This is a genomic window from Chitinimonas arctica, assembly GCF_007431345.1.
GTDB classification, from domain to species: domain Bacteria; phylum Pseudomonadota; class Gammaproteobacteria; order Burkholderiales; family Chitinimonadaceae; genus Chitinimonas; species Chitinimonas arctica.
On the sequence record NZ_CP041730.1, the window covers coordinates 5,145,474 to 5,171,847 of the forward strand.

Consider the following 26,374-nt stretch of genomic DNA (forward strand, 5'->3'; position numbering starts at 1 on the left):
GACGATCAATCCATTGCTTCCAGTAAAACCGTGCCGGCCGCTTGCAGCTTGACTCGGCCTGCGATGACCGTGACGCTTGCGCCACTATAGGCATCACGCAGCTTTTCGCCGTCGCGGAACACGTCCTGCACCGGAATCTCCACCGCACCGGTGGCAAAAGGCGCCGCCACCACACGGTCTTGTCCCAGGACCCGCGCGAAACTGTAGGGCATCTGGCTTAAGCGCTGATGACTGCCCCGTGCCAGCGCCACGTGACGGGCGCGGAAGCTGCCCAGCTTTTGCCAGTGGGCCAGCACGGCAAGGTCGGGACTGGCCCAGTTCATATCGGATCGGGTGGCCTGTTGGGGGTCGCCCGCGCTGGCCGGACCGGCCGGACGCGCGCTTTCGTCGCCATAGAATATCTGCACCCCGCCCGGCGCCAGCAAAAGCGCGCTGCCGGCCTGCATCAGGCGGTCGCGGCGATAGAGCCGGGTATCGTGGGAAGAGAGATAGGACAGCACATCGAAAGTGCGCCCGCCGGCCCTCCCCGCCGCCAGTGCGAGGGCGTATTCGCTGTACAGACGATCCAGTTCGGCCGGCTCGTCCAGTTTGCGGTCCTGCAGATCGAAATTGATCAGGCTGTCGAAGCCCTGCTGATAGTAGTCATCGCGCTCCACCCCATGCGGGAACACCTCGCCCACCATCCAGAACGGCGCGTCATCCACCTTCTTCCGAGGGTGGCGTGCCTTCCAGTCGGCCAAGGCCGCGTTGGAGGCCGTCTTGAGTGCCTGCCAGCTAGCCGGTTCAACGTGTTTGGCGGTATCGCAGCGGAAGCCGTCTATGCCGTATTCGCGTACCCAGTCGCTCAGCCAGCTGACCAGGTATTCGCGCACCGTGGCATTCGGCAAGGGTTTAGCGCGGCTATCGCTTTTGCCCGCCAGGAACGGGGGCAGGCCCACCGGCTGGGCGTTATCGGTCCGAAAGTCCGGCAGAAAAGCCAATTGCTTGCTGAAATCGTCACTGCCGCCTTCGCGGTAGCCCGCCAAACCGGCGCGAACCCAGTCGCCGCCCCACCACTGCGCCCAGCGCTGCTTGTCGGCGTTGTAGTCTATCCAGCCGTGGTAATCGGACAGCGTGTATTTTTGCGCCGCCTCCGGCCAGAGCACCGGAATGGACAATTGCGTGGCGGTCTCGATATCGAGATAGCCGGGATGATTCATGACGACATCGAACAACACCCGGATGCCTTGGGCGTGCGCGGTATCGACCATTTCGCGCAATTCTTCCGCCGTCCCCATATTGCGGTCCAGCACGGTGTAATCGAGGGCGAAATAACCGTGGTAGCCATAGTGCTTGAACTCGGCCTTGCCACCCTGCACCCAACCATGGATCTGTTCGTAGGGCGCGCTGATCCACAGCGCGTTCACGCCCAGGCGCTGAAAGTAGCCTTCCTTCAAGCGGCGGGTCAGGCCGGCCAGGTCGCCGCCGTGGAAGCTGCCGATCTCCTTATCGCCGTCCGGGCTTCGGCCATAGCTGCGGTCATTGGCCGGATTGCCGTTGAGAAAGCGATCGGTCAATACGAAATAGACGATGGGATTGGCAGCCATACCGGCCACGGGCGAGGTCTCGGCCGCGATGGGCGCGGCCGGGGCGACGGCTGGCCGGGGCATGCCCGCACAGCCGGATAAGCCAAGCAGCGCCACTGCCAGCAGCAAGGATTTGCACGCCATACCGCTTATCCCTTGACGCCACCGGCAGTGAGGCCGGCGGTCATCCAGCGCTGTGCCAGCAGGAAGACCAGGGAGATAGGCAAGCCGGACAGGATGGCGGCAGCAGCGAAGTCTCCCCACAGGTACTTCTGCTCATACAAGAACATCTTGATACCGACCGCGATAGTGAGTTGGTCCTGTTGCTTGAGCAGCACCGAGGCGATCGGATATTCGTTCACCCCCTGGATAAAGGCCAACAGGAACACCACCATCAGGATGGGCACGGCCATGGGCAGCAGGACGTGGCGGAAGGCCTGGAAAGGCGTGGCCCCATCGACCTTGGCGGCTTCCTCGATCTCCACCGGAATGGTGTCGAAATAGCCTTTGATGGTCCAGATATGCAGGGCGATACCGCCGGTATAGGCCAGGACCAGGCCGCCATGGCTATCCAGTCCCAACCAGGGCACATAGTTGCCCAGCTGATCGAAGATGGCATAGATGGCCACCAGGGCCAGGACGGTGGGAAACATCTGTATCAGCAGCAGGCCATTGACGAGCTGGGTCTTGAACACAAAGCGCATGCGGGCGAAGGCATAGGCGCAGGAGGTGGACAAGACCAGTCCGATCACGCCCGAAAGCGCGGCCACCTTGATGGAGTTCCACAACCACAGCAGTACCGGGAATTCCGGCTGGATCAGGCGGCCGTCCGGCGCCTGGTAGGCGATACCCAGGGCCAGCTTCCAATGCTCCAGGCTGATCTGGCTGGGAATCAGGTCGCCCGAGGCGAAATTGCCGGGGCGCAGGCTGATGGCCAGGATCATCAGGAAGGGGAACAGGATCAGGCCGATAAAGCAGATCAGGCCCAGATGGGCAGCCAGCACCCGCCAGCGGTGGGATTTGTCGAGAACGATAGCCATATAACAGTACTCCCCAGGCCGGCACCAAGCCGGCCTTCTTCAATAAAGCGGCAGCAGGCTAGTGCGCCCCGCCCTGGTTTGCCTTGGTCAGCCGCAGATTCAGTAGCGACAAGGCCGCCACCATCAAGAACACCACGGTGGAAATCGCCGCCGCCAAACCGAAGTTCTGGCCGGAATCCTGGAAGGCGATCCGGTAGGTGTAGGACACCAACAGATCGGTGGTACCGGCCGGCACCTTGGTATCGAGGAAGTCCGGCCGGCCATTGGTCAACAAGGCGATCAGCACGAAGTTGTTGAAATTGAAGGCAAAGGCCGAGATCAGCAGCGGCGTGATGGGCTTGACGATCAGGGGCAGCGTGATCTTGAGGAAATTGGTGACCGGACCGGCGCCGGCAATGGCCGAGGCCTCGTACAGATCGGCCGGAATGGCTTTGATCAGGCCCATGCTGAGCAACATCATATAGGGGAAGCCCAGCCAGGTATTGACGATCAAGAGCATCACCTTCGCCAGGAAAGGGTCGGTGAACCAGTGTGGCTTGATGCCCAGCAGCCCTTCCAGGATCAGGTTGATCTCGCCCGCGTTCTCGCTGAACAAGCCCTTGAACACCAGGATGGAAATAAAGCCCGGTACGGCATAGGGCAGGAACAGCAGTACGCTATAGATCTTGCGAAAGCGCAGCGCTTCCCAGCACATCAGCGCCGCCAGCACGAATCCGACGGAGAAGGCGAACAAGACGGTCAGCGCCGAGAACAGCACCGTCCAGCCGAAGATGCGCAGGAATGGATCGCTGAACGAGCTGTCGGTAAAGATCCGTTTGAAGTTGTCCCAGCCGACATTGACCTTGAAACCGGGCTGCAGCGCTTCGCCGCCGGCGGTTTCAAAAAAACCGGTCTGGAAATTCGGCTTGATCGACGTGCCGTCCTGCTGGTTCTTGAAGCTGCCGTCGGCACTTTCGACATAGAGTTTGCGCACGGGAGCGAACTCGCGCAGACCGGACGCGCTGGCCGACTGGCCGCCGGGCAGCTGTAGCGTCAGCTGTTTAAGGGCTTTCAGATGGGCGATCAGGGTGCGGGTATCGACCGGCTCGCTCAGGGGCGCGTCGCTGCTCTCCTGCCGCTTGGCGGGCACGCTCACCGCCAGGGGCTTGAGGGCCAGCGGGCCGGTGACGAAGACATCGCCCTTATCGTTCTCAAGACGCAGGCGGTAGCTCGGCCCATCGGCGTGCAGCGTGAAGGCATAGCTCTCGCCATCGACCACATAGCTTTCGTCCAGGAAATACTGGCGCGCACGCTCGAAGCTCAGCAGGTTTTTCGAGCTGTAGTTGCTGAAGCCTATGCCGAAGGTGTAGGCCAGCGGGAACAGCACGAACACAACCGCCGCCAGCAAGCCGGGGAATAGGTAGCGGAAGGCGTAGGCCTTGGCGGAACTGTAGACGAAGACCGCCACTCCCAGGATGGCCAGGCAGACCACCGCCAGCAGGGCTTGCCCCGCGAGGTAGATCTTGAAGGTGAGAAACAGCCCTGCCAACAGGACGAAGCCCGCGACCAGCAGCAATATCCAGTGTTCCAGCTTGCGCGTCATGCTCGTGTCTACTTTTTGAATTGAAACAATCTCCCGCCGCACCGAGGCGGCGGTAGGCTGTGGGCCGGAATCATCCGGCCCACGCCGGTACTAAAGCCCGTTCAGACGATCACTGGCCCTTGATGCGCTTGGCAGCGGCGTCCAGGCCATCCTTGGGCGACTGGCGTCCGCCGGTCACGTTCTGCAGGGCCGAAGCCATCGACGACCAGAAGCGGCCCATTTCCGGGTTGTTCGGCATGGGGTTGCCGGCCTGGGCCGAAGCCATGGTCGCCATGATATTGGCGTCGCCGGCCAGTTCCTTGAAGAAGGCCTTGCTGGCCGGCACGCCCAGCGGCACGTCGGCGTTGATGGTCTTCAGGCCGTTCAGCGACAGCAGGTGGTTTTCGATGAAATCGACCGCGATCTCCTTGTTCGGCGAGGCGCGGTTGACCATGCAACCCAGCACGCCGACAAAAGGAGCGGCCTTCTTGCCCGCCACGGTGGGGATAGCCGCCACGCCGAAGTTGATCTTGGCGTTCTTCAGGTTGTCCCACGACCACGGGCCGTTGATCATCATGGCGATATTGCCCTTGGCCATGCCCGCTTCCATCTCGGCGTAACCGGCGCCCTTGGGCATCGCACCGCTGTCGATCAGACCCTTCAGGGTTTCCACGCCCTTGAGCGCGCCGGCATTGTTGACGCCGGTGTCGGTGGCGTCATAGCTGCCATCGGCCTTCTGCTTGAATGGGTAGGCGCCACCGGCGGCCAGCAGCGGCCAGGTGAAGAAGGTATTGGTGTAATCCCACAGAATGGCCTTCTTGCCCTTGGCGGCCAGCTTCTTGTCCAGCGCGGCGATTTCCTCGAAGGTCTTGGGCGGATTCGGCACCAGGTCCTTGTTGTAGACCAGCGAGACCGCTTCGATGGCGATCGGGTAGCCCCAGGTCTTGCCACCCAGCGAGAAGGCCTTCCAGGCCAGCGGATCGATCTCTTCCTTGATTTTCTTCGACGGTGTGACCGGGCTCAGCAGGCCGGCTCCCACCCACTCGCCGGCGCGGTCGTGCGGCCAGCAGAAGATATCCGGGCCCTTGCCGGCCGAGGCGGCTTGCTGGAACTTGCCGGTGGCGTCCTCCGGGTGCTCGACCAATACGGCCACGCCGGATTTCTTGGCGAAATCCTCGCCCACCTGCTGGACACCCTTGTAGCCCTTGTCGCCATTGATCCACAGCAACAGCTTGCCGGCTTCCGCCGCGTGCGCCGTACCGAAGCTGGCGGCGATCACTGCGGCAATCATGGTTTTACAATTTACGGTCATGGTCACTCCATTCGTATTGTCGTTGAGGTAAAACCGGTTCGTTGACCGGCGTTTACGCTGCCGTGTGCCGCGCGAATGCGGCACCGGCCTCGTTAAACAAGTAACAGCGGTTGGCTGGCAGCTGGACGGTGATGGTTTCTCCCGCCTTGGCGGCATGGTCGGCATCGGCGCGCACCACCAGGTGCTCGGCAGCGCCCGCCACCTGCAGATACAGTACGGTCGCCTCGCCCAGGTGCTCGACCGCGATCAGTTGGCCGCTGATGGTATTGCCTTCGCCGCCGAAGCAGCCGTGTTCCGGACGGATACCGAGGGTGACGCGGGCACCCACCTGTCCGTCGCGCGCATCGACCGCGGCGCCGACCTGGCTGCCATCCGCCAATTGCACGGTGGCCAGTTGGTCGGTAGCACTCAGCAGCCGGCCTTCGATGAAGTTCATCTTGGGGGAGCCGATAAAACCCGCCACGAAAAGATTGCGCGGGTGGTGGTACAGCGCCAGCGGCGAGCCCACCTGCTCCACGTTGCCGGCATTGAGCACCACGATGCGGTCGGCCAGGGTCATGGCTTCGACCTGGTCATGGGTGACGTAGATCATGGTGGTATTCAGCTCGCGATGCAGCTTGGTGATCTCGATCCGCATCTGGACCCGCAAGGCGGCATCCAGATTGGACAGCGGTTCGTCGAACAGGAATACCTCGGGCTTGCGCACGATGGCGCGGCCAATGGCTACCCGCTGCCGCTGGCCACCGGACAGCGCCTTGGGCTTGCGTTCCAGCAAGGGCTCGATCTGCAGGATCTTGGCCGCCCTATCCACCGCCTGCTTGATCTCGGCCTTGCCGACGCCGGCCAGCTTCAAACCGAACGCCATGTTCTCCGCCACCGTCATATGGGGGTACAGCGCATAGCTCTGGAACACCATGGCCACGCCACGCTGCGAAGGGGGTACGTCATTGCAGCGCTTGCCCTTGATCATCAGATCGCCGGCACTGATATCTTCCAGGCCGGCGATGGTGCGCAGCAGCGTGGACTTGCCGCAGCCGGACGGGCCGACGAACACCACGAATTCCCCGTCGCGGATGTCGAGGTCGATGCCGTGCAGCGTTTCGATCTCGCCGAACGATTTGCGGATGCCGCGCATCACTACTTCGGACATGTTTCTCTGCTCCCTTGTTGGGTTCCAGCCTCCCGAGGGAGCCTGGTCAATTCTCGATACGGGCGAACAAGCCGCCAAAGCCATCCAGCGCCAGCTCGCCATCCGCCAAGCTACCGCCGCCCAGGCCATGGCCCGTCAGCAGCCGCGCCGACCGTAGCTTCCTGGGCAGCGTGAACGAAACGGGCCGAGCACCCAGGTTAAACGCGCATACCACCGTTTGCCCGTTCAGTTCGCGGGTAAACAGCAGCAGCGGCTCCGGGCAATCGATAAAGGCGATATCGCCGGTCTTGAGCACGTCCTGCTGCTTGCGCCAAGCCAGAAAGCCGCGGTAAAAATTGAGCGTCGAGTCCGCATCGCCTTCCTGGCTATCCACTGCCCGCGCCAGGTGCGCCTGCGGTACCGGCAGCCAGGGTTTGGCGCTGGAAAAACCGCCATGCGCCAACTCGCCCTGCCAGGGCATGGGTGTACGGCAGCCGTCGCGGCCCTTGAAGTCCGGCCAGAACGTGATGCCATAGGGGTCTTGCAGCTGTTCGAAGGGAATATCGGCCTCGCGCAGGGCCAGTTCCTCGCCCTGGTAGATGCACAGGCTGCCGCGCAGGCTGGCGGACATGGCCAGCAGCAGCTTGGCTCTTTGCGCATCCTCGGCCGGCACGCTGCCGGCCTGGTTCCAGCGGCTGAGCACCCGGGCAACATCGTGGTTGCCGATGGACCAGCAGCCCCAGCCGGCACCGCCGTCCTGCTTGCCGGTCTTTTTCAGCTGGGCCTCCAGCTCCTCGACCTGCTGGCGGATATAGGCGGCCGAGCCATCGCCGGTCAGCAGGTTGAAGCTGTAGGCCATATGCAGCTTGTCGCCGCCCGAAGTGTATTGCGCCATCAGCTTGAGCGAGTTGTCGTCGCCGACCTCCCCTACCGAAGCGGCGCCGTATTGATCGAGCAGCTGGCGCAGTTGCCGCAGGAAGTCGATGTTCTCGGCTTGCGATTTATCGTATTTGTGCGCTTGCAGACCGTAGGGGTTCTCGGCGCTGACGGTCTTGCTGTCGCGCGAACGGGCCGGCGGGTTGCGGCGCAACTTGGCATCGTGGAAATGGAAATTGCAGGCATCGAAGCGGAAGCCATCGACGCCGCGCTCCAGCCAGAAGCGAACCGTCGCCAGCATGGCGGCCTGCACGGCCGGGCTGTGGAAGTTCAGATCGGGTTGGCTGGAGAGAAAATTGTGCAGAAAGTATTGGCGCCGGCGGGATTCCCACTGCCAGGCCGAGCCGCCGAATACCGACAGCCAGTTATTGGGCGGGGTGCCGTCCGCTTGCGGGTCGGCCCAGACAAACCAGTCCGCCTTGGGATTGTCACGGCTGCTCCGGCTCTCGCGGAACCAGGCATGCTGGTCCGAACAATGGCTCAGGACCTGGTCGATGACGACCTTGAGGCCCAGCTCATGAGCCTTGGCGACCAATGCATCGAAGCCGGCCAGATCGCCGAACAGCGGATCGACGTCGCAATAGTCCGATACGTCATAGCCGAAATCCTTCATCGGCGATTTGAAGATGGGCGATATCCAGATCGCGTCGATGCCAAGGCTGGCCACGTAGGGCAGCTTTTCGCGGATGCCGGCCAGGTCGCCCACGCCGTCGCCATTGCTATCGGCAAAGCTGCGCGGGTAGATCTGGTAGATCACGCCGCCGCGCCACCAGTTCTGAGGGTGTTGTTGTGTCATGCCATTCGCCGGATTGAGTGCGCGACAAAACCGCCCGCCTCCGCGACAGGCGGAGACGAGCGAATTCGCTCTTTCAAGACTTTGCAGCCGGGCAGCCCAAGGGCTACCCGGCGTCAGCTTGGGGGACTAGCCGTGACGGCTTACCACCAGGCTTCCATCTGCACGCCGTAGGACGAGCCGCTGGTCTTGTTGGCATAGGCCGCAGCGCTGTCATGGCCACCGGCTACGCCGCCGGGGTATTTCTGCGTGGCGCCGCTCATCTGCGACAGGGCCGACTTCTGGGCCGCATCGTTCCACTTGGCATAGGTGTAGTAGGCACGCAAGACCGGGCGGGCCCAGAAGCTCTTGCCCATCGACAACTGCGGAGCGATGGTCAGCTTGCTGATGCGCTGGGTATCGCCGGCCGAGGGCTTGACGCTGGTGGTACCGGCTTCCAGGGCCAGGCTGTAGTTCTGGCTGAAGTGGTAGACCGGCCGGGCGATGGCGGTGAAGGTCTTGGCGGCCTTGGCATCCTTGTACTTCTCCTGGCCGTAGCCGAGGAAGACAGCGCCGTTCCAGTTGCTGTCCTTGGGTTCGAACACCAGGTGTTCGATCACGCGCCAGGACTTCTTGCTGTCACCGGTGAAGCCGGCGGACTGGTCGAGGTTGGCGGCATCCTTGGCATACTGGAATACCACGCTGTTGAAGCCACCCAGGTCGAACGGGTTGTCCTGGCTATGCGCCACGGTGAAACCGAAACCGTTCTTGCCGTCGGCCTTCTGGCCGGCGGCGTTCTTGGCGGCGTTCTTGCCCACCAGGTTCACGCCGAATTCCAGCGAACCGCCAGGATTGGCGGCGATGCCTTCGATACGGAAGTCGTGGTTGGTAACGGCCTTGACGTCATCGCCGTTATTGCGCATCAGCGCATAGGAGAATTTGCCGAAGCCCAGGTCGACATTCTCGATACCCGCGCCAGGGCCGGTGTTGGCCGACCAGAAGAAGTCGGCGATATGCACGTCGTGACGCTTGTAGAAGCGCTTACCGGCCCACAGGCTGGCCTTGGACAGCGCGCCGGTGCCGATATTGCCGGCTTCCACCCACACTTGGCGCCAGGCCGGGGTGGCTTCTTCCCAGTCACCCTTCTGGGCGGTGGAGAAGGCCAACATTTGGTGGAAACCGAAATTCATGCCATCGCTCTCGCCCATCTTGGCGTCGAACGACAGTTCGCCATAGGTCTCGCATTCATTGCCCAGACGGCCGGCACTGGCTACCTTGCCGCCGAAAGCCGGTGCGCCGGCCAGGCCGAAACAGACTTCGCGGCCACCTTCGGACGCAGCGCCCGAACCGCTACGGATGTAGCCATGGTAATCAACGGCGGCAGCCATGGCAGCTTGCGCCGTAAAAGCCGCGAACAAGGCGGCGAACAACTTGGTCTTGCGATTCATCGGATCACTCCTCTCCGTTTGGTTGGATAAACCAGCCGCTGTCGCCGCGACCGGCCTGGTGGCACACACCATGGCCCCCGTACAAGCCGGGGGGGCGTGATCGGCGTACCCTACGGAGAGATGGGCCGCCTCACTACGCCTAACCCGATTTCGGTCCACGTGCACCGTCACCGGGTGAAAATAAGCACTTCTCTAAGTGGAAGTGGCTTTGAAAACCGGGGCATGTCCCGCCGCGAGGCGAGAAATGCCCGATGGACTAGCCGGCCAATGCCGCCGCCGCGCGCGCCAGGCGCGCGATGGCGGGCCAGTCGCCCGCCGCGATCCTATCCTTGGGCAATAGCCAGGAGCCGCCCACGCAAGCCACATTGGGCAAGGCGAGGTATTTGGGCGCGGATTCGACCGTGACACCGCCGGTCGGGCAGAACAGCACATCGGCAAACGGGCCGGACAGGGCGCGCAGCATGCCGATGCCGCCGGCCTGTTCGGCCGGGAACAGCTTCATGGCATCGAAGCCCCATGCCTGGGCGGCCATCACCTCGGAAGGCGTCATCACCCCCGGCAGCAAGGCGATATCGGCCTGCTTGGCAGCCAGTGCCAGTTCCTCGGTCAGGCCGGGGGTAACCGCGAATACCGCGCCGGCCGCCTTGGCCTGGGCGAACTGCTCCGGCCGCGTGACGGTACCGATACCGACGATGGCCTCGGGCAGCGCGGCGCTGATGGCTTTGATGGCGGCGAGCGCGACCGGCGTCCGCAGCGTCACTTCCAGTACCCGGATACCGCCGTCCAGCAAGGCCTGCGCCAAGGGCACGGCATCTTCCAGGCGGTCGATGACGATGACCGGCATGACCGGCGAGGCGCGCATGATGTCACGGATTTTCATTCTGCGACTCCTGGACCCTCTAGATTAGAAAGTCCTGAAAAAGGGTTGAAGCCGACTGGCCGGCCGTTCCACTGCCCGGCCAAACCCCAGGCGACATTAACATTCAATGACATAGACATATTCTTGCCGCCGTCTCCGCCTATTTCCACGCGACAGGGCGCGGAGACCGGTCGAGACAGCTGTGAATTAGTACCGAGGTTCCATAAAACTCATCGCGCCCTGCTCGGCGCCAGTGGCGGCTTGCCTGAATACCGCGAAAAGCTCGCGGCCATAACCATGTTCGTTGGCGGACAGATCGGCGCTGGCCAGCTCGCGCCGGGCCCACTCCTCATCCGCCACCAAGGCCTGCAACACGCCGGTTTCGGCGTCGAGGCGAATGATGTCACCGTCGCGGACCTTGGCCAGCGGCCCGCCGGCCAGGCACTCGGGGGTGATATGGATGGCGGCCGGCACCTTGCCGGAGGCGCCCGACATGCGGCCATCGGTCAGCAGCGCGACCTTGAAGCCTCGATCCTGCAACACACCCAGCGAAGGCGTGAGCTTGTGCAGTTCCGGCATGCCGTTGGCACGCGGTCCCTGGAAGCGCACGACGGCGACCAGGTCTTTTTCCAGTTCGCCGCGCTTGAACGCCTCCAGCAAGGCATCCTGCGAATCGAATACCACGGCGGGTGCTTCGACGATGCGATGGGCGGCTTGCACCGCCGACACCTTGATCACCGCCCGGCCCAGGTTGCCCTGCAAGAGGCGCATACCGCCATCGGGCTGGAACGGCGCCGCCATGGAGCCGAGCACCGCGCTGTCATGGCTTACGGTGGGCGAGGCGCGCCAGGCCAGCTTGCCGTCGTCCAGCCATGGCTCGCTGGCATAGCGGCGCAAGCCCTGGCCCATCACGGTATGCACATCCTCGTGCAGCAAGCCGGCGTCCAGCAATTGGCCGATCAGGCAGCCCATGCCGCCGGCGGCGTGGAAGTGGTTGACGTCGGCGCCGCCGTTTGGATAGATCTTGGCCAGTAGCGGCACCACGGCGGACAGATCGTCGAAATCGGTCCAATCGATGGTGATGCCGGCAGCCTTGGCGATGGCGACCATATGGATGGCATGGTTGGTGGACCCGCCGGTGGCCATCAGCCCGACCAGGCCATTGACGATGGCCCGCTCATCGATGACGTGCGCCAAGGCAATCGCCTCCGTGCCCAGCGCGGTGATGGCCGCCGCCCGCTGGGCCGCCGCCGCCACCAAGGCTTCGCGCAGCGGCGTGCCAGGATTGACGAAGGCACTGCCGGGCAGGTGCAGGCCCATGATCTCCATCAGCATCTGGTTGGAGTTGGCGGTGCCGTAGAAGGTACAGGTGCCGGCACCGTGGTAGGACTGCTCTTCCGCATCCAGCAGGCCCTGCCGGTCGATCTTGCCTTCTGCGTAAAGCTGGCGGATGCGGGCCTTTTCCTTGTTTTCCATGCCCGAAGTCATGGGACCGGCCGGCACGAAAATGGTCGGCAGGTGGCCGAATTGCAGCGCGCCGATCAACAGGCCGGGCACGATCTTGTCGCATACGCCCAGGCACAGCACGCCGTCGAACATCTGGTGGCTGAGTGCTACGGCAGTACTCATGGCGATGACATCGCGCGAAAACAGGCTCAGCTCCATGCCGGCCTGCCCTTGCGTCACGCCGTCGCACATCGCCGGCACACCGCCGGCGAACTGGGCGGTGGCGCCGACCTGGCGGGCGGCCGCCTTGATCATGGCCGGGTAGTATTCCAGGGGCTGGTGCGCCGACAACATATCGTTGTAGGAGGACACGATGGCCAGGTTGGGCTGGCGCTGCTCGCGCAGTAGAATCTTGTCGCCGGCCGGCGAAGCGGCAAAGGCATGGGCCAGATTGGTACAGGACAAGCCCTTGCGGACCGGCTCCTTGGCCGACCACGCGGCTACCCGCGCGAGATAGGCATCGCGACCGGGCCGACTGTTGCGGCGAATCCGCTCGGTCACTTCGATCAAACGTGGATGCAGACTCATATTTCCCCCTACACCCCACAAAGAGGGCACTGCTGCTGCGATGGATTTGAATTACAAGGCACGCCATTTTCCGCTGTATTACAGCGCGCCTAAATTGTTGCGGATGGTAGTTTTACTGCAATAAAATGGCAAGCCGGCAATTAAATTCTTACGTCATATGCCCGGCAGTGTTGTGATTATGCTGCACCGGCTTGGTGCCGAATTCAATCAAACGACTGACTGAATTTGCCTGTGCGCACCAGAATGTTGCAATGCAGCACCTGATTAAAGCCTTAATCACGCTAACAAAACTACATTGCGGCACCATCGTAAAAGTAGTATTGTTTCAAAAAAAATTCCTGGCCGCCCTTTTTGGCCTGGCTAATCTCGGCTGATCAACCCCCAATTAAGGAAATAAGGGATGAGTTCCATTCAACCCTTCGACATGGTGCTGTTCGGCGGTACCGGCGACCTGGTCATGCGCAAGCTGCTACCGGCGCTGTATCACCAACACCAGGATAAGCACCTGCCAGAGCAAGGACGCATCCTCTGCCTGGGCCGCAGCCAGCCGGACCAAGCCGCGTATCTGCAGGCCGCCGAAAAAGCCGCCCGCCAATACCTGGGCGACTATTTCAATGACACCGATTGGGCCAGCTTCACCGGCAGGCTGATCTACCTGAAGCTGGATGCCGGCGAAAAGGCCGCCTACGGCGCCCTGGCCGACAAGCTCAATGAATTCCCCGAGCATATACGGGTGTTCTACCTGGCCACCGCGCCCAATCTGTTTGCCGGCATCTGCGAAAACCTCGCGGCGGTGGGATTGAACAAGGGTGGCGCCCGGGTCGTGCTGGAGAAACCGCTAGGGCACGACCTGGCCTCCTCGCAAGCCATCAATGCCCAGGTCGGCAAGCACTTCAAGGAAAGCCAGATCTATCGGATCGACCACTACCTGGGCAAGGAAGCGGTGCAGAACCTATTGGCGCTGCGCTTCGGCAATACTTTTTTCGAGCCCCTGTGGCGGCGCGAATGGGTACGCGACGTGCAGATCACCGTGACCGAACAGGTAGGCGTGGAAGGCCGCGGCGATTTCTACGACAAGGCCGGCGCCCTGCGCGATATGGTGCAGAACCACCTATTGCAGTTGCTCTGCTTTATCGCCATGGAACCGCCGGCCAGCGTCGATCCGGACGCGGTCCGCGACGAAAAACTGAAGATCCTGCGCGCGCTGCGCCGATTCGGTCCGCAGGAAGTGGCGCAAAAGAGCGTGCGCGGCCAATATAAGGCGGGCGCCAGTGCCGGCAAGCCGGCCGTGGGCTACCTGGACGAGCCGGGCATTGCCGGCGACAGCAAGACCGAGACCTTCGTCGCCATCAAGGCCGAGATCGACACCTGGCGCTGGGCCGGCGTGCCTTTTTACCTGCGCACCGGCAAGCGGATGCAGGAACGGCTTGCCGAGATCGTGATCAACTTCCAGCAAGTGCCGCACTCGATCTTCCAGTCGCCGGCCAATACCACCGGCAACCGCCTGGTGATCCAGCTGCAGCCGGAGGAAAGCGTCAAGATGTACTTGCTGGCCAAGCAGCCGGGCGACCAGATGAAGCTGAAACAAGTGCATCTGGACCTGGATTTCGACGAGACTTTCAAGAGTCGCCGGCCGGACGCCTACGAGCGCCTGCTGACCGATGTGATCCGTGGCCGCCTGACCCTGTTCATGCGGCGGGACGAGCTGGACGAAGCCTGGCGCTGGGTCGAACCCATCCTGGACAGCTGGGAGCAAAGCGACGACGCCCCGAAGCAGTATACGGCCGGTAGTTGGGGCCCCGCCGCCAGCTCCGCCCTGCTCTCTCGCGACGGGTTTTGCTGGCACGAAGAAGGTTGAAACAGAACTAACTATAATGTCGGGCCGTGGCCCGACATTATCATTACCTACATACCGTACACATCCCGCTTTGCAGGCTTCCCGAGCAGGATGATCAGAGGCACTATGGCCGACTTAACCCTCCGCGAGTACGACTCCCGCGTCGATCTCGATATTTCCCTGGCACGCGAAGTGGCCGCCGCACTGGAAGACGCCATCTCGGCGCGCGGCGCCGCCAGCCTGGCCGTCTCGGGCGGCAAGACCCCCATTGGCATGTTCCAGCAATTGCGCCAGATGCGCATGGACTGGAGCAAAGTATGGATCACGCTGGTGGACGACCGCTGGCTGCCGGTGGACCACCCGGACAGCAATGAGCGGCTGGCCCGCGTCCATCTGTTGAAATACCAGCTGGAAGCAGCCCATTACGTCAGCCTCCACAACGATGCCGCCACCCCGGAAGCCGGGCTGGCCGAAGTGGAAGCGCGTCTGCGCGCCATCCCGCAGCCCTTCGATGTGCTGATCCTGGGCATGGGCGAGGACGGCCACACCGCCAGCCTGTTCCCCTGCGCCGCCGAACTGGAAGACGCGTGCGCGCCGGAAAGCAGCCAACTGCTAACCGCGGTCAATCCGACCAGCGCGCCCTACCCCCGTATCAGCCTGACCTTGGCCGCCATCGCCCGCGCCCGCAATCTGCTGGTTCATCTGACCGGCGCCAGGAAAAAAACCCAGTTCGAGGCCGCCATGGCCAACCCAACCGAGAAATTGCCCATCAAACGGGTGCTGGATGCCGCCAACGGTATCCGCCACGTTTATTGGGCCGAGTGAGCGCATGCCCCTTTCTACCACCTATCCTCGCCTGCTGGCCGATGTCGGCGGCACCAATGTCCGTTTTGCCCTGATTCACCATGCCGGCGCCGGCATCAGCGACGAACGCAACCTGGTCTGCGCCGATTATCCCGGCCTGTTCGACGCGGCCCGCGCCTACCTCGATCCGCTCAAGGTCGCGCCGCGCTGGGCCGCCATCGGCATCGCCACCGCGGTGGCCGATGACCTGATCCGCATGACCAACAACCACTGGGCATTTTCGCAGGCAGCGCTGAAGGCCCAGCTGCAATTGGCCGAACTGAGCATCATCAACGATTTCACCGCGCTGGCGCTGAGCCTGCCGCTACTGGACCAGGCCGAATTGGTCAAGATCGGCGGCGGCGAGCCCGATCCGCACCAGCCCATCGCCCTGCTGGGCGCGGGTACCGGCCTGGGTGTTTCCGGCCTGGTGCCGGCCCACCAACCGGGCGAAGCAGGCCGCTGGATTCCGCTGCAAGGCGAAGGCGGCCATGTATCCTTCTCACCGTTTAATGACAAGGAAGACGAAATTCTGCGTATCCTGCGGCGCGAGTTCGGCCATGTCTCGGCCGAGCGGCTGCTGTCCGGCCCCGGCCTGGTCAATCTTTACCGCGCGCTGGGCGAGTTGAACGGCCAGCCCCCCGCGCCACTCAGCGCCGCTGAAATCAGCGCGCAAGGCGTGGACGGCAGCTGCCCGCTCTGCCGCGAAGTGATCGATACCTTCTGCGGCATGCTGGGCACGGCGGCAGCCAACCTGGCCGTGACGCTGGGCGCACGCGGCGGCCTCTATATCGGCGGCGGCATCGTGCCCAAGCTGGGTGGCTACTTCGCCACTTCGGCGTTTCGCAAGCGCTTCGAACAGAAGGGGCGCTTTTCCAATTACCTGGCGGCGGTACCGAGCTATGTGATCGTCGCCAACAACCCGGCCCTGCGCGGCACTGCCGCCGCGCTGGATGCCCTGGCCGCCCGCCGGGGTGGCTGACACCCCCCGCAAAGCTTGGTAACGAGACAAACGGGGTAACGAGAAAAACAACCATGCTGGAAAAGATCAAATCGCTGCTGAATGAGCTGTCCAAGTCCGAGCGCAAGGTGGCCGAACTGGTGTTGGCCCAGCCGAACTTCGTCGCCCATGCGCCCATCGCGCAAATCGCCGAGATGGCCAGCGTGTCGCAGCCTACGGTCATCCGCTTTTGCCGCTCGGTCGGTTGCACCGGCCTGCAGGATTTCAAACTGCGCCTGACCCGCAGCCTGGTATCGGGCGTGCCCTACGTCCACAGCGCGGTGGAGATGAGCGACACCGCCCACGACCTGGCGGCCAAGCTGTTCGACAATACGGTTTCCAGCCTGATGCGCACCCGCAACGAGCTGAATCCGGATGCCATCGAGCAGGCCGTCGATATTTTGGCCAAGGCAAACCGGATCGAGTTCTATGGCCTGGGCAATAGCGGCATCATCGCGCAGGACGCGCAGCACAAGTTCTTCCGCCTGGGCGTACCTTGCATTTCCTATTCCGACCCGCATATACACGGCATGTCGGCCTCGCTGCTGCGCGCGGGCGATGCGGTGGTGGCGATTTCCAACTCCGGCCGTACCATAGACCTGATCCGCTCGGTCGAACTGGCGCGCGAGGCCGGCGCCCAGGTGATCGGCATTACCCATTCCAATTCGCCCCTGGCCAAGCGTTGCAATGTCACCCTGTACGCCGACACCCCGGAAGACCCGGACTTGTACTCGCCGATGATCACCCGCATCGTCCATCTGGTTATCATCGACATCTTGGCCGTGGGCGTGGCCCTGCGCCGCGGCCCGGAACTGATAGACCAGCTGGAAAAGATCAAGCGCAACCTCAAGGAACGCCGCGTGCGCGGCTACGAGGACCGCTGATCGCGCCGCAGGGTGCTTTTTCCGTCATGACGAATCAACCGTTAAGCGACAACCCAACCCGATGACCGCTCTCACCGCCCTCCCCGCCTGGCAGGACATGCTGACCGCCGCCGACCGGCTCGCCGATGTCGATATGCGCCAGGCCTTCCAGCACGACCCGGAGCGTGCCGCGCGCTACAGCCTGAGCGCCTGCGGCATGCTGCTCGATTACTCCAAGAACCGCATCGACGATGCCGCCTTGGCCGCCCTGTTCGAACTGGCCCGCGCCACCGGCGTGGAAGAACAGCGCGCCGCCATGTTCAGCGGCCAACGCATCAACGCCACCGAGGATAGGGCGGTATTGCATACCGCCTTGCGCGCACCGCGCGAAGCGGTGGTGGAACATGCCGGCGAGAACGTCGTTCCGGCCGTCCACGCGGTGCTGGACCGGCTGTCCGGCTTTGCCCAGTCGGTTCGCAACGGCGAGTGGCGCGGCTTCGATGGCCATGCCATCACCGATATCGTCAATATCGGCATCGGCGGCTCGGATCTCGGCCCCTTCATGGTTTGCGAAGCCTTGAAGGACTACACCGCACAGCATCTGCGCCTGCATTTCGTCTCGACCGTGGACGGTTGGCAATTGGCCAATGTGCTGGCCGGCCTGAACCCCGCCACCACGCTGTTTATCGTCGCCTCCAAGACCTTCACCACCCAGGAAACCCTGACCAACGCCCGCGCCGCGCGCGCCTGGCTGGTAGCTGCCGGTGGCGAGGATGCGGTGGCGCGGCATTTCGTCGCCGTTTCCACCAATACCGAGGCGGTCTGCCAGTTCGGCATCGATCCGGCCAATATGTTCGGCTTCTGGAACTGGGTCGGCGGCCGCTATTCGCTCTGGTCGGCCATCGGCCTGCCCATCCTGCTGGCCATCGGCGACATCCATTTCCGTGCCCTGCTGGATGGCGCGCATGCCATGGACCGGCATTTCGCCACGGCGCCGCTGCATGGCAATATGCCGGTGATACTGGCCATGCTGGGCGTGTACTACGTCAACGGCATGGGCGCCGCCAGCCACTTGATCTCGCCCTACAACCAGCCGCTGCATCGGCTGCCTGCCTATCTGCAGCAGCTGGACATGGAATCCAACGGCAAGACCGTGCGCCTGGACGGCGATGCGGTCGATTACCAGACCGGACCGATTATCTGGGGCGAGCCCGGCATCAATGCCCAGCACGCCTACTACCAGTTGCTGCATCAGGGCAGCCAACTGATCCCGGTCGACTTTATCGCCGCCTTGTCCAATCCGCGCAGCAGCGCCGAGCACCAAACCATCCTGCTGGCCAATTTCCTGGCCCAGACCGAAGCGTTGATGTGCGGCAAGGACGCCGCCACCGTGCGCGCCGAGCTGAGCGCCCAGGGCCTGGACGAGGCGGCCATTGCCGCCCTGTTGCCGCACAAGGTCTTCGCCGGTAACCGCCCCACCAATACCCTGCTGCTCGATGGGCTGGATCCGCATACCCTTGGCGGCCTGGTGGCGATGTACGAGCATAAGGTGTTTGTCCAGGGCGTGGTCTGGGGGGTGAACTCCTACGATCAATGGGGGGTGGAACTGGGTAAGCAGCTGGCCCGCGCCATCGAAGCCGAATTGCGCGGCACGGCGCCCGCAGGCCGGCATGACGCGTCCACCAGCCGGTTGATCGCCCACGTGCGTAGCGCATTGGGAACGTAATGTTGGTACCGCATCATGGCGGCCATCAGGGCCAGCCACGATGCGCGTGACGGGGCTTTACGCTATAAAGGCGAACTTGCCCCAGGGATAACACAATGGAGATAGGCATGCAGCACGCTCTTTCGTCGCGTTTGGGCCAGCTTGGCATCGGCTTGCTGATGACGGTTTCGGCGATGGCATACGATTCCAGCAAGCCGTGGTCGGAGACCGACGACTATGTGCGGCTCGATGCGGTCAATGCCGCCAACCAGCACCCCGTTACTTTCAGCGTGGAGCAACTACAGTCCCTGTTGACCCGCTTCTACAAGAAGGAAGCCGAGAAAGAGCCGGCCCCCTACTTCAGCGAAGACGAAGGCAAGCGCCTGGCCAACTGGCTGGTACCGCTGTTCGCCAAAGCCACCAAGGGCGACGATGTGCTGTTCGGCACCTCCTACCGCCCCGGCAATATGTTCTTTGTGCCCCGCTCGCTCAATGCCGGCCGTTTCTTCGTGGAAAACGGCCGCTTGCACCTGTTGATGGGTATGTGCGCCGAGCCGTTCGATATCAGCTACCAGCGCAGCTATGCCGGCGGCCGTGCCCTTAACCATGGCAGCCGCATCAAGCCGGTCAATGGCGCGGGCTGCGAACTGCTGGCGGGCAACGGCGTCGAACGGGTGAACAACCGGCCCGATTGGCTCAGCATGGATATCTCGGCGGCACTGGCCAGCAAGCCCGTGACCACCTTTGCGCCAGCGGCGGCGCCCACCACCTTCCAGCCGGCCGCAACGCCTGGCGTGCCGCCCGCGGCCGCGCCGGCGCCTCGGCCACCTGCCAGTGCGGCGGCCCCGGCACCCACCAGCCCAGCGGTGGCCGCCCCGATCAGCAAGATCGAGGAACGGTTATTGCTGCTCAAGCGTCTCAAGGATACCGGGCTGATCAATGCGGCCGAATACGAGCAGAAGCGCGCCGCGATCCTGAAGGAACTGTAGGACGAGGGGCGCCTACAGCGTCCCTGCCGTTGAACGCGGCAATAACAGAGGCCGGAAAGGCCCACAACACTCGCTCCACCCAAGCAGCAGAGACAACATTGGCAGCGCAAGCCCCTCACTACGCCGATCCCGCATCGGCCCGGTTTCTTGCCGCACGGCCGCCACCCGGCCGTGCGCGCCGACCTATCTCCAAACGCCCCGCTGCCGCCACCCCGCGGCACGGCTGCGTGCTGTCCCGCATTCATATAACGACAAACCCACAAGGTACCCAAGATGGCTGAGCAATTCGACGATCTCGATCCGCAGGAAACACGCGAGTGGCTGGATGCGCTCGATGGCGTGATCGAAACCGAAGGACCGGTGCGCGCGCACTATCTGATCGAGAAGCTGATCGAGGAAGCGTCCGAAAAAGGCGCCAATATTCCCTATAGCGCCAGCACGCAATATATCAACACCATCCCGGTCGAAGCCGAGCCGCCGTTCCCCGGCGACACCACCATCGAGCACAAGATCCGCGCCTATACCCGCTGGAACGCGATGGCCATGGTGGTGCGTGCCAACAAGCACACCAATGTGGGCGGCCATATCGCCTCGTTCGCCTCCGCCGCTACCCTGTACGACGTCGGTTTCAACCATTTCTGGCATGCCCCGAGCGAGCAGCACGGCGGCGACCTGATCTTCGTGCAGGGCCATGTGGCGACCGGCATCTATTCGCGTGCCTATCTGCTGGGCCGGCTCACCGAGGAGCAGCTGAACAGTTTCCGCCAGGAAGTAGGCGGCAAGGGCCTGTCCAGCTACCCGCACCCGTGGCTGATGCCGGATTTCTGGCAGTTCCCCACCGTATCGATGGGCCTGGGCCCGCTGATGGCGATCTACCAAGCCCGTTTCATGAAGTACCTGCAGGATCGCGGCTTTGCCAAGACCGAAGGCCGCAAGGTCTGGGCCTTCTGCGGCGACGGTGAAATGGACGAGCCGGAATCGCTGGGCGCCATCGGCATGGCCGGGCGCGAGCGGCTGGACAACCTGGTGTTCGTCATCAACTGCAATCTGCAACGCCTGGACGGCCCGGTGCGCGGCAACGGCAAGATCATCCAGGAACTGGAAGGCGAGTTCCGCGGTTCGGGCTGGAATGTGATCAAGCTGGTCTGGGGCACCAAGTGGGATGCCCTGTTCGCCCGCGACAAGAAGGGCCTGCTGGCCAAGCGCATGATGGAAGTGCTGGACGGCGAGTACCAGGTGATGAAGGCCCGCGACGGCGCCTATGTGCGCGAGCACTTCTTCAATACGCCTGAACTGAAGGCGATGGTGCAGGACTGGTCGGACAAGGATATCTGGGACCTGAATCGCGGCGGCCACGATCCGGCCAAGATCTACGCGGCCTTCAAGGCCGCCAGCGAATCGCAGGGCAAGCCCACGGTCATCCTGGCCAAGACGGTCAAGGGCTATGGCATGGGCTCGGCCGGCGAGGCGATGAATATCACCCACCAGCAGAAAAAGCTCGATATCGACTCGATCAAGCAGTTCCGCGACCGTTTCGGCATTCCGGTGCCGGACGACCAACTGGAAGCCGTGCCCTTCGTCAAATTCGAAGAAGGCTCGCCCGAGTTGGCCTATATGCGCGGCCATCGCCAGGCCCTGGGCGGCTACCTGCCGCAGCGCCGCAGCAAGGCCTATGCGCTGGAAATCCCGCCGCTGAGCGCTTTCGACGCCCTGCTGAAGGGTTCGGGCGAAGGCCGCGAATACTCCACCACCATGGCCTTTGTCCGCATGCTGACGCAATTGCTGAAGGACAAGCAGATCGGTCGCCATATCGTCCCCATCGTGCCGGACGAGTCGCGCACCTTCGGCATGGAAGGCCTGTTCCGCCAAGTCGGCATCTGGAACCAGGACGGCCAGAAGTATGTGCCGCAGGATGCCGACCAGCTGATGTTCTACAAGGAATCCAAGGAAGGCCAGATTCTGCAGGAAGGCATCAACGAAGCCGGCGCCATGTGCGACTGGATCGCCGCCGGTACCGCCTACAGCACCCACGGCGTGCCGATGATCCCGTTCTATATCTATTACTCGATGTTCGGCTTCCAGCGGGTCGGCGATCTGGCCTGGGCAGCCGGCGATATGCGCACGCGCGGCTTCCTGCTGGGCGGCACCGCCGGCCGGACCACCCTCAACGGCGAAGGCTTGCAACACGAGGACGGCCACTCCCACCTGATCTCGGCCACCATCCCGAACTGCATTTCCTACGACCCGACCTTCGGCTTCGAAGTGGCGGTCATCGTGCAGGACGGCATGCGCCGCATGTATGCCGACCAGGAAGATGTGTACTACTACCTTACCCTGATGAACGAGAACTACAACCACCCTGCCATGCCGGCCGGTGTGGAAGAAGGCATCGTCAAGGGCATGTACCGGCTCAAGGCCGGCGCTGCCGGTGACTTGCGCGTGCAGCTGATGGGCTCGGGCACCATCTTCAACGAAGTGATCGCCGCCGCCACGCTGCTGAGCGAGGATTGGGGCGTACAGGCCGATCTGTGGAGCTGCCCGAGCTTTACCGAGCTGGCCCGCGACGGCGTAGCGGTGGAACGCCACAATATGCTCAACCCGACCGCCGAGCCCCAACAAGCCTATGTGACCCAATGCCTGCAGGACAGCGAAGGTCCGGTAGTGGTGGCCACCGACTATATGCGCCTGTTCGCGGAGCAGATCCGGGCTTTCGTGCCTCGCCGCTACGTGGTGCTGGGCACCGACGGTTTCGGCCGCTCGGATACCCGCGAGCAACTGCGCGAGTTCTTCGAAGTGAACCGGCATTACGTGGTGATCGCCGCGCTGAAGGCCTTGGCCGATGACGGCAAGCTGCCGCGCGCCAAGGTGGCGGAAGCCATCGCCAAGTACGGCATAAACGCCGCCAAGCCGGCCCCCTGGACGGTATAAGGGGTTTGGGTCCGCGACGGCGCTGAACATACGCGCCGGCGCGCCCTCGCTGACGAGAAAAACACGGATAGGATGCGACGTATGAGCAAGCAGATAGAACTGAAAGTGCCCGATATCGGCGACTACAAGGGCGTCGATGTCATCGAGGTTTTCGTCAAGGTAGGCGATGTCATCCAGAAAGACGATTCGCTGATCAGCCTGGAAACCGACAAGGCCACCATGGAAGTACCGGCCAATACCGGCGGGGTGGTCACCGAAGTACGGATCAAGATCGGCGACAAGGTCTCGGAAGGCAGCGTCCTGATCGTGCTGGACACCGATGCAGCCGGAACCGCCGTGGCCAGCCCTGCCGCGCCCGCGCCTGTCGCTGCGCCGGCCCCGGCGCCCGTGTCGGCGCCCGCACCCGCACCGCAATCGGCCGGATCCGCCGCGCCCGTCAGTATCGAGGTCAAGGTACCGGATATCGGCGATTACCAATCGGTCGATGTCATCGAAGTCCTGGTCAAGGTCGGCGACCAGGTCGGCAAGGACGATTCCCTGCTGACGCTGGAAACCGACAAGGCCACCATGGAAATCCCGGCCCCGCAAGCCGGCGTGGTGCAAAGCGTGGCGCTCAAGGTCGGCGATAAGGTGTCGGAAGGCAGTTTGGTGCTGACCTTGCTGGCAAGCGGCGCCGCTTCGGCCGCGCCCACCCCGGCACCGGCCCCTCAGCCTGCTCCTGCCGCGCCAGCACCTGTCCCTGCCGCCGCACCGTCGGCCGTGGCGCCCGCTCCGGCAGCCGCGGTTGCCGCTGCCGTCGATGAATCAGGCTTCCAGACCGCCCATGCCAGTCCCTCGGTCCGCAAGTTCGCCCGTGAACTCGGTGCCGATCTGGCCCGTATCAAGGGCAGCGGTCCCAAGGGCCGGGTCGTGCAAAGCGATATCCAGGCTTATGTGAAGGGCGTGCTGAGTGGCGCCACCCAAGCCGTGGCCAGTGCCCCCGCCGGCCAGGGCGGCGGTGCCGGCCTCGATCTGCTGCCATGGCCCAAGGTCGATTTCGCCAAGTTCGGTCCGGTGGAAAGCAAGCCGCTTAGCCGTATCAAGAAGCTGTCCGGCGCCAATCTGCATCGCAACTGGGTGATGATTCCGCATGTCACCCAGTTCGACGAGGCCGATATCACCGAGATGGAAGCCTTCCGCAAGCAGATGGGCGACGAGCTGAAAAAGCAGGATCTGAAGATCACCCCGCTGGCCTTCATCATCAAGGCCGTGGTGGCCGCCTTGAAGAAATTCCCCGACTTCAATGCCTCGCTGGATGGCGAAAACCTGGTGCTGAAGCAGTACTTCCATATCGGCTTCGCCGCCGATACGCCGAATGGCCTGGTCGTGCCGGTCATTCGCGACGCCGACCGCAAGTCCTTGCTGGAACTGGCCAGCGAGACCGGTGCACTGGCCGCCAAGGCCAGGGACGGTAAGCTGCTGCCGGCTGAAATGCAGGGTGGCTGCTTCTCGATCTCCTCGCTGGGTGGCGTCGGCGGTACTGCCTTCACCCCCATCGTCAATGCGCCGGAAGTGGCTATCCTGGGCGTCTCCAAGTCGTCCATCAAGCCGGTCTGGAACGGCAGCGAGTTCGCGCCACGGCTGATGCTGCCGCTGTCGCTTTCGTATGACCACCGCGTTATCGACGGTGCTTCGGCCGCGCGCTTCACCAGTTATCTTTCCCAAGTGCTCGGCGACATCCGCCGGCTGATGCTGTAAGGAGCCGCCATGAGCATGCAGGATCTGAAAGTACCCGATATCGGCGACTACAAGGACGTCGATGTCATCGAAGTGTTTATCAAGCCGGGCGACACCGTAGCCAAGGAAGACGCCCTGCTTAGCCTGGAGACCGACAAGGCCACCATGGAAGTGCCGGCCAGCAGCGCCGGTGTGGTGCGGGAAGTGCTGGTCAAGGTTGGCGACAAGATCTCGCAGGGTACCGTGATCGCACGGCTGGAGACGGCAGAGGCTACGGCAGAGGGAGCCGCAGCAGCGCCGACGCCCGCCCCTGTTGCCGCGCCCTCGCCTACCCCGGCGGCGCAGCACGTCGGCAGCGCCGATGCGGAATATGATCTGCTGGTCCTGGGCGCCGGTCCCGGCGGTTATTCCGCGGCCTTCCGCGCCGCCGACCTGGGTCTCAAGGTGGTGCTGGTCGAACGCTACGCCACCCTGGGCGGCGTCTGCCTCAACGTGGGGTGTATTCCCTCCAAGGCCTTGCTGCACAACGCTGCAGTGATCGACGAAGTCCGGCACCTGGCAGCCAATGGCATCAAGTATCCCGAACCGGAAATCGACCTGGCCGCCCTGCGCGGCTACAAGGACAAGGTCATCGGCAAGCTGACCACGGGTCTGAGCGGCATGGCCAAAGCCCGCAAAGTGGCCACCGTGCGCGGTCTGGGACGCTTTATCGACCCCCACCATGTGGAAGTCGAGCTGACCCAGGGCAATGGCCAGGACAAGACCGGCGAAAAGCAGGTCATCAAGTTCAAGCAAGCCATCATCGCGGCCGGCTCACGGGTGGTGAAACTGCCTTTCATCCCTGAAGACCCGCGCATTGTCGACAGCACCGGTGCACTGGAACTACGCGACGTGCCGGAACGGATGCTGGTGATCGGCGGCGGCATCATCGGCCTGGAAATGGGCACGGTCTATTCCACCCTGGGCGCCCGCCTGGACGTGGTCGAAATGATGGATGGGCTGATGCAGGGCGCCGACCGCGACCTGGTCCGGGTCTGGCAGAAGATGAATGCCCCCCGCTTCGACAATATCATGCTCAATACCCGCACCGTGGCGGTCGAGGCAAAGCCGGACGGCATCTATGTCCGATTCGAAGGCGCGCAGGCGCCGGCCGAGCCGCAGCGCTACGATCTGGTCCTGGTCGCTGCCGGACGGGCGCCGAACGGTAATCTGATCGGCGCGGAAAATGCCGGCGTGCAGGTAAGCGAGCGTGGCTTTATCGCGGTGGACAAGCAGATGCGCACCAATGTGCCGCATATCTTCGCCATCGGCGACCTGGTCGGCCAGCCCATGCTGGCCCACAAGGCCGTGCACGAAGGCCATGTCGCCGCCGAAGTAGCGGCCGGCCACAAGGCCTACTTCGATGCGCGGGTCATCCCCGGCGTGGCTTACACCGATCCGGAAGTGGCCTGGGTTGGCGTCACCGAGGATGAAGCCAGGAAGAACGGCATCAAGATCGAAAAATCGGTCTTCCCTTGGGCTGCCTCCGGCCGCGCCATTGCCAATGGGCGCGATGAAGGCTTTACCAAGCTGATCTTCGATGCCGACACCCACCGGCTGATCGGCGGCGCCATTGTCGGCACCCACGCCGGCGATATGTTGGGCGAAATCTGCCTGGCCATCGAGATGGGCTGCGACCCGACCGATATCGGCAAGACCATCCACGCCCACCCTACCCTGGGCGAATCCATCGGCCTGGCCGCCGAAGTGTTCGAGGGTAGTTGCACCGATTTGCCGCCGCAGAAGAAACGCTAAGGAAAGCGCCGTCCCGGTTTACGCCGGGATGGCGGCTGTGGGC

18 protein-coding genes are annotated in these 26,374 nt (G+C 63.3%); 9 read left to right on the forward strand and 9 right to left on the reverse strand.

What is annotated here, in order from left to right:
• Window positions 1-5: 5 nt before the first annotated feature.
• The 9 genes from FNU76_RS23340 to edd form a co-directional block, all read right to left on the reverse strand.
• Entirely contained in the window at window positions 6-1,709 is a 1,704-nt protein-coding gene (locus tag FNU76_RS23340; protein WP_223879160.1) for an alpha-amylase family glycosyl hydrolase, read from the reverse strand.
• Between the two features lie 5 nt (window positions 1,710-1,714).
• Entirely contained in the window at window positions 1,715-2,605 is an 891-nt protein-coding gene (gene malG / locus FNU76_RS23345) for a maltose ABC transporter permease MalG (protein ID WP_144280427.1), read from the reverse strand.
• 58 nt (window positions 2,606-2,663) lie between these two features.
• Entirely contained in the window at window positions 2,664-4,187 is a 1,524-nt protein-coding gene (malF, locus tag FNU76_RS23350; protein WP_144280428.1) for a maltose ABC transporter permease MalF, read from the reverse strand.
• 109 nt (window positions 4,188-4,296) lie between these two features.
• Complete coding sequence (gene malE, locus FNU76_RS23355; RefSeq protein WP_144280429.1) at window positions 4,297-5,478, reverse strand: maltose/maltodextrin ABC transporter substrate-binding protein MalE; 1,182 nt, start codon at window positions 5,476-5,478, stop codon at window positions 4,297-4,299.
• Between the two features lie 52 nt (window positions 5,479-5,530).
• Window positions 5,531-6,628, reverse strand: a complete 1,098-nt coding sequence (locus FNU76_RS23360) for an ABC transporter ATP-binding protein (protein ID WP_144280430.1) — start codon at window positions 6,626-6,628, stop codon at window positions 5,531-5,533.
• Window positions 6,629-6,674: 46 nt separating this feature from the next.
• Window positions 6,675-8,339, reverse strand: a complete 1,665-nt coding sequence (locus FNU76_RS23365; protein WP_144280431.1) for an alpha-glucosidase — start codon at window positions 8,337-8,339, stop codon at window positions 6,675-6,677.
• Between the two features lie 140 nt (window positions 8,340-8,479).
• Window positions 8,480-9,763, reverse strand: a complete 1,284-nt coding sequence (locus FNU76_RS23370) for a maltoporin (protein WP_144280432.1) — start codon at window positions 9,761-9,763, stop codon at window positions 8,480-8,482.
• Between the two features lie 256 nt (window positions 9,764-10,019).
• Window positions 10,020-10,643 (reverse strand): bifunctional 4-hydroxy-2-oxoglutarate aldolase/2-dehydro-3-deoxy-phosphogluconate aldolase, encoded by a 624-nt coding sequence (gene eda, locus FNU76_RS23375; RefSeq protein ID WP_144280433.1) that lies wholly within the window; start codon window positions 10,641-10,643, stop codon window positions 10,020-10,022.
• Between the two features lie 186 nt (window positions 10,644-10,829).
• Window positions 10,830-12,656 carry a phosphogluconate dehydratase gene (edd, locus tag FNU76_RS23380; protein ID WP_144280434.1) on the reverse strand — a complete coding sequence of 609 codons (1,827 nt, stop codon included), beginning with the start codon at window positions 12,654-12,656 and terminating at the stop codon, window positions 10,830-10,832.
• A gap of 400 nt (window positions 12,657-13,056) precedes the next feature.
• Here edd and zwf point away from each other — a divergent pair, with 400 nt between their 5' ends.
• The 9 genes from zwf to lpdA all read left to right on the forward strand — a co-directional run bounded on the left by zwf (window position 13,057) and on the right by lpdA (window position 26,331).
• Window positions 13,057-14,514 (forward strand): glucose-6-phosphate dehydrogenase, encoded by a 1,458-nt coding sequence (gene zwf, locus FNU76_RS23385; RefSeq protein WP_144280435.1) that lies wholly within the window; start codon window positions 13,057-13,059, stop codon window positions 14,512-14,514.
• 105 nt (window positions 14,515-14,619) lie between these two features.
• The gene (gene pgl / locus FNU76_RS23390; protein WP_179958266.1) at window positions 14,620-15,318 is read left to right on the forward strand and encodes a 6-phosphogluconolactonase; all 699 of its coding nucleotides are present in this window, start codon (window positions 14,620-14,622) and stop codon (window positions 15,316-15,318) included.
• A gap of 4 nt (window positions 15,319-15,322) precedes the next feature.
• On the forward strand, window positions 15,323-16,318 hold the full coding sequence (locus tag FNU76_RS23395; RefSeq protein WP_144280437.1) for a glucokinase: 996 nt from the start codon (window positions 15,323-15,325) through the stop codon (window positions 16,316-16,318).
• Window positions 16,319-16,371: 53 nt separating this feature from the next.
• A complete protein-coding gene (gene hexR, locus FNU76_RS23400) occupies window positions 16,372-17,220 on the forward strand; it encodes a transcriptional regulator HexR (RefSeq protein ID WP_144280438.1) in 849 nt (282 codons plus the stop codon).
• A gap of 61 nt (window positions 17,221-17,281) precedes the next feature.
• Window positions 17,282-18,925 (forward strand): glucose-6-phosphate isomerase, encoded by a 1,644-nt coding sequence (pgi, locus tag FNU76_RS23405; protein ID WP_144280439.1) that lies wholly within the window; start codon window positions 17,282-17,284, stop codon window positions 18,923-18,925.
• A gap of 107 nt (window positions 18,926-19,032) precedes the next feature.
• Entirely contained in the window at window positions 19,033-19,893 is an 861-nt protein-coding gene (locus FNU76_RS23410; protein WP_144280440.1) for a hypothetical protein, read from the forward strand.
• Window positions 19,894-20,166: 273 nt separating this feature from the next.
• Complete coding sequence (gene aceE, locus FNU76_RS23415; protein WP_144280441.1) at window positions 20,167-22,821, forward strand: pyruvate dehydrogenase (acetyl-transferring), homodimeric type; 2,655 nt, start codon at window positions 20,167-20,169, stop codon at window positions 22,819-22,821.
• Between the two features lie 81 nt (window positions 22,822-22,902).
• The gene (aceF, locus tag FNU76_RS23420; protein ID WP_144280442.1) at window positions 22,903-24,558 is read left to right on the forward strand and encodes a dihydrolipoyllysine-residue acetyltransferase; all 1,656 of its coding nucleotides are present in this window, start codon (window positions 22,903-22,905) and stop codon (window positions 24,556-24,558) included.
• Between the two features lie 9 nt (window positions 24,559-24,567).
• Entirely contained in the window at window positions 24,568-26,331 is a 1,764-nt protein-coding gene (gene lpdA / locus FNU76_RS23425) for a dihydrolipoyl dehydrogenase (protein ID WP_144280443.1), read from the forward strand.
• Window positions 26,332-26,374: the final 43 nt, after the last annotated feature.

Excerpts from the sequence above, each read along its gene's own strand:
- FNU76_RS23340 (WP_223879160.1), bottom strand. The coding sequence starts at position 1,709 with ATGGCGTGCAAATCCTTGCTGCTGGCAGTGGCGCTGCTTGGCTTATCC.
- malG (WP_144280427.1), bottom strand. The coding sequence starts at position 2,605 with ATGGCTATCGTTCTCGACAAATCCCACCGCTGGCGGGTGCTGGCTGCC.
- malF (WP_144280428.1), bottom strand. The coding sequence starts at position 4,187 with ATGACGCGCAAGCTGGAACACTGGATATTGCTGCTGGTCGCGGGCTTC.
- malE (WP_144280429.1), bottom strand. The coding sequence starts at position 5,478 with ATGACCGTAAATTGTAAAACCATGATTGCCGCAGTGATCGCCGCCAGC.
- FNU76_RS23360 (WP_144280430.1), bottom strand. The coding sequence starts at position 6,628 with ATGTCCGAAGTAGTGATGCGCGGCATCCGCAAATCGTTCGGCGAGATC.
- FNU76_RS23365 (WP_144280431.1), bottom strand. The coding sequence starts at position 8,339 with ATGACACAACAACACCCTCAGAACTGGTGGCGCGGCGGCGTGATCTAC.
- FNU76_RS23370 (WP_144280432.1), bottom strand. The coding sequence starts at position 9,763 with ATGAATCGCAAGACCAAGTTGTTCGCCGCCTTGTTCGCGGCTTTTACG.
- eda (WP_144280433.1), bottom strand. The coding sequence starts at position 10,643 with ATGAAAATCCGTGACATCATGCGCGCCTCGCCGGTCATGCCGGTCATC.
- edd (WP_144280434.1), bottom strand. The coding sequence starts at position 12,656 with ATGAGTCTGCATCCACGTTTGATCGAAGTGACCGAGCGGATTCGCCGC.
- zwf (WP_144280435.1), top strand. The coding sequence starts at position 13,057 with ATGAGTTCCATTCAACCCTTCGACATGGTGCTGTTCGGCGGTACCGGC.
- pgl (WP_179958266.1), top strand. The coding sequence starts at position 14,620 with ATGGCCGACTTAACCCTCCGCGAGTACGACTCCCGCGTCGATCTCGAT.
- FNU76_RS23395 (WP_144280437.1), top strand. The coding sequence starts at position 15,323 with ATGCCCCTTTCTACCACCTATCCTCGCCTGCTGGCCGATGTCGGCGGC.
- hexR (WP_144280438.1), top strand. The coding sequence starts at position 16,372 with ATGCTGGAAAAGATCAAATCGCTGCTGAATGAGCTGTCCAAGTCCGAG.
- pgi (WP_144280439.1), top strand. The coding sequence starts at position 17,282 with ATGACCGCTCTCACCGCCCTCCCCGCCTGGCAGGACATGCTGACCGCC.
- FNU76_RS23410 (WP_144280440.1), top strand. The coding sequence starts at position 19,033 with ATGCAGCACGCTCTTTCGTCGCGTTTGGGCCAGCTTGGCATCGGCTTG.
- aceE (WP_144280441.1), top strand. The coding sequence starts at position 20,167 with ATGGCTGAGCAATTCGACGATCTCGATCCGCAGGAAACACGCGAGTGG.
- aceF (WP_144280442.1), top strand. The coding sequence starts at position 22,903 with ATGAGCAAGCAGATAGAACTGAAAGTGCCCGATATCGGCGACTACAAG.
- lpdA (WP_144280443.1), top strand. The coding sequence starts at position 24,568 with ATGAGCATGCAGGATCTGAAAGTACCCGATATCGGCGACTACAAGGAC.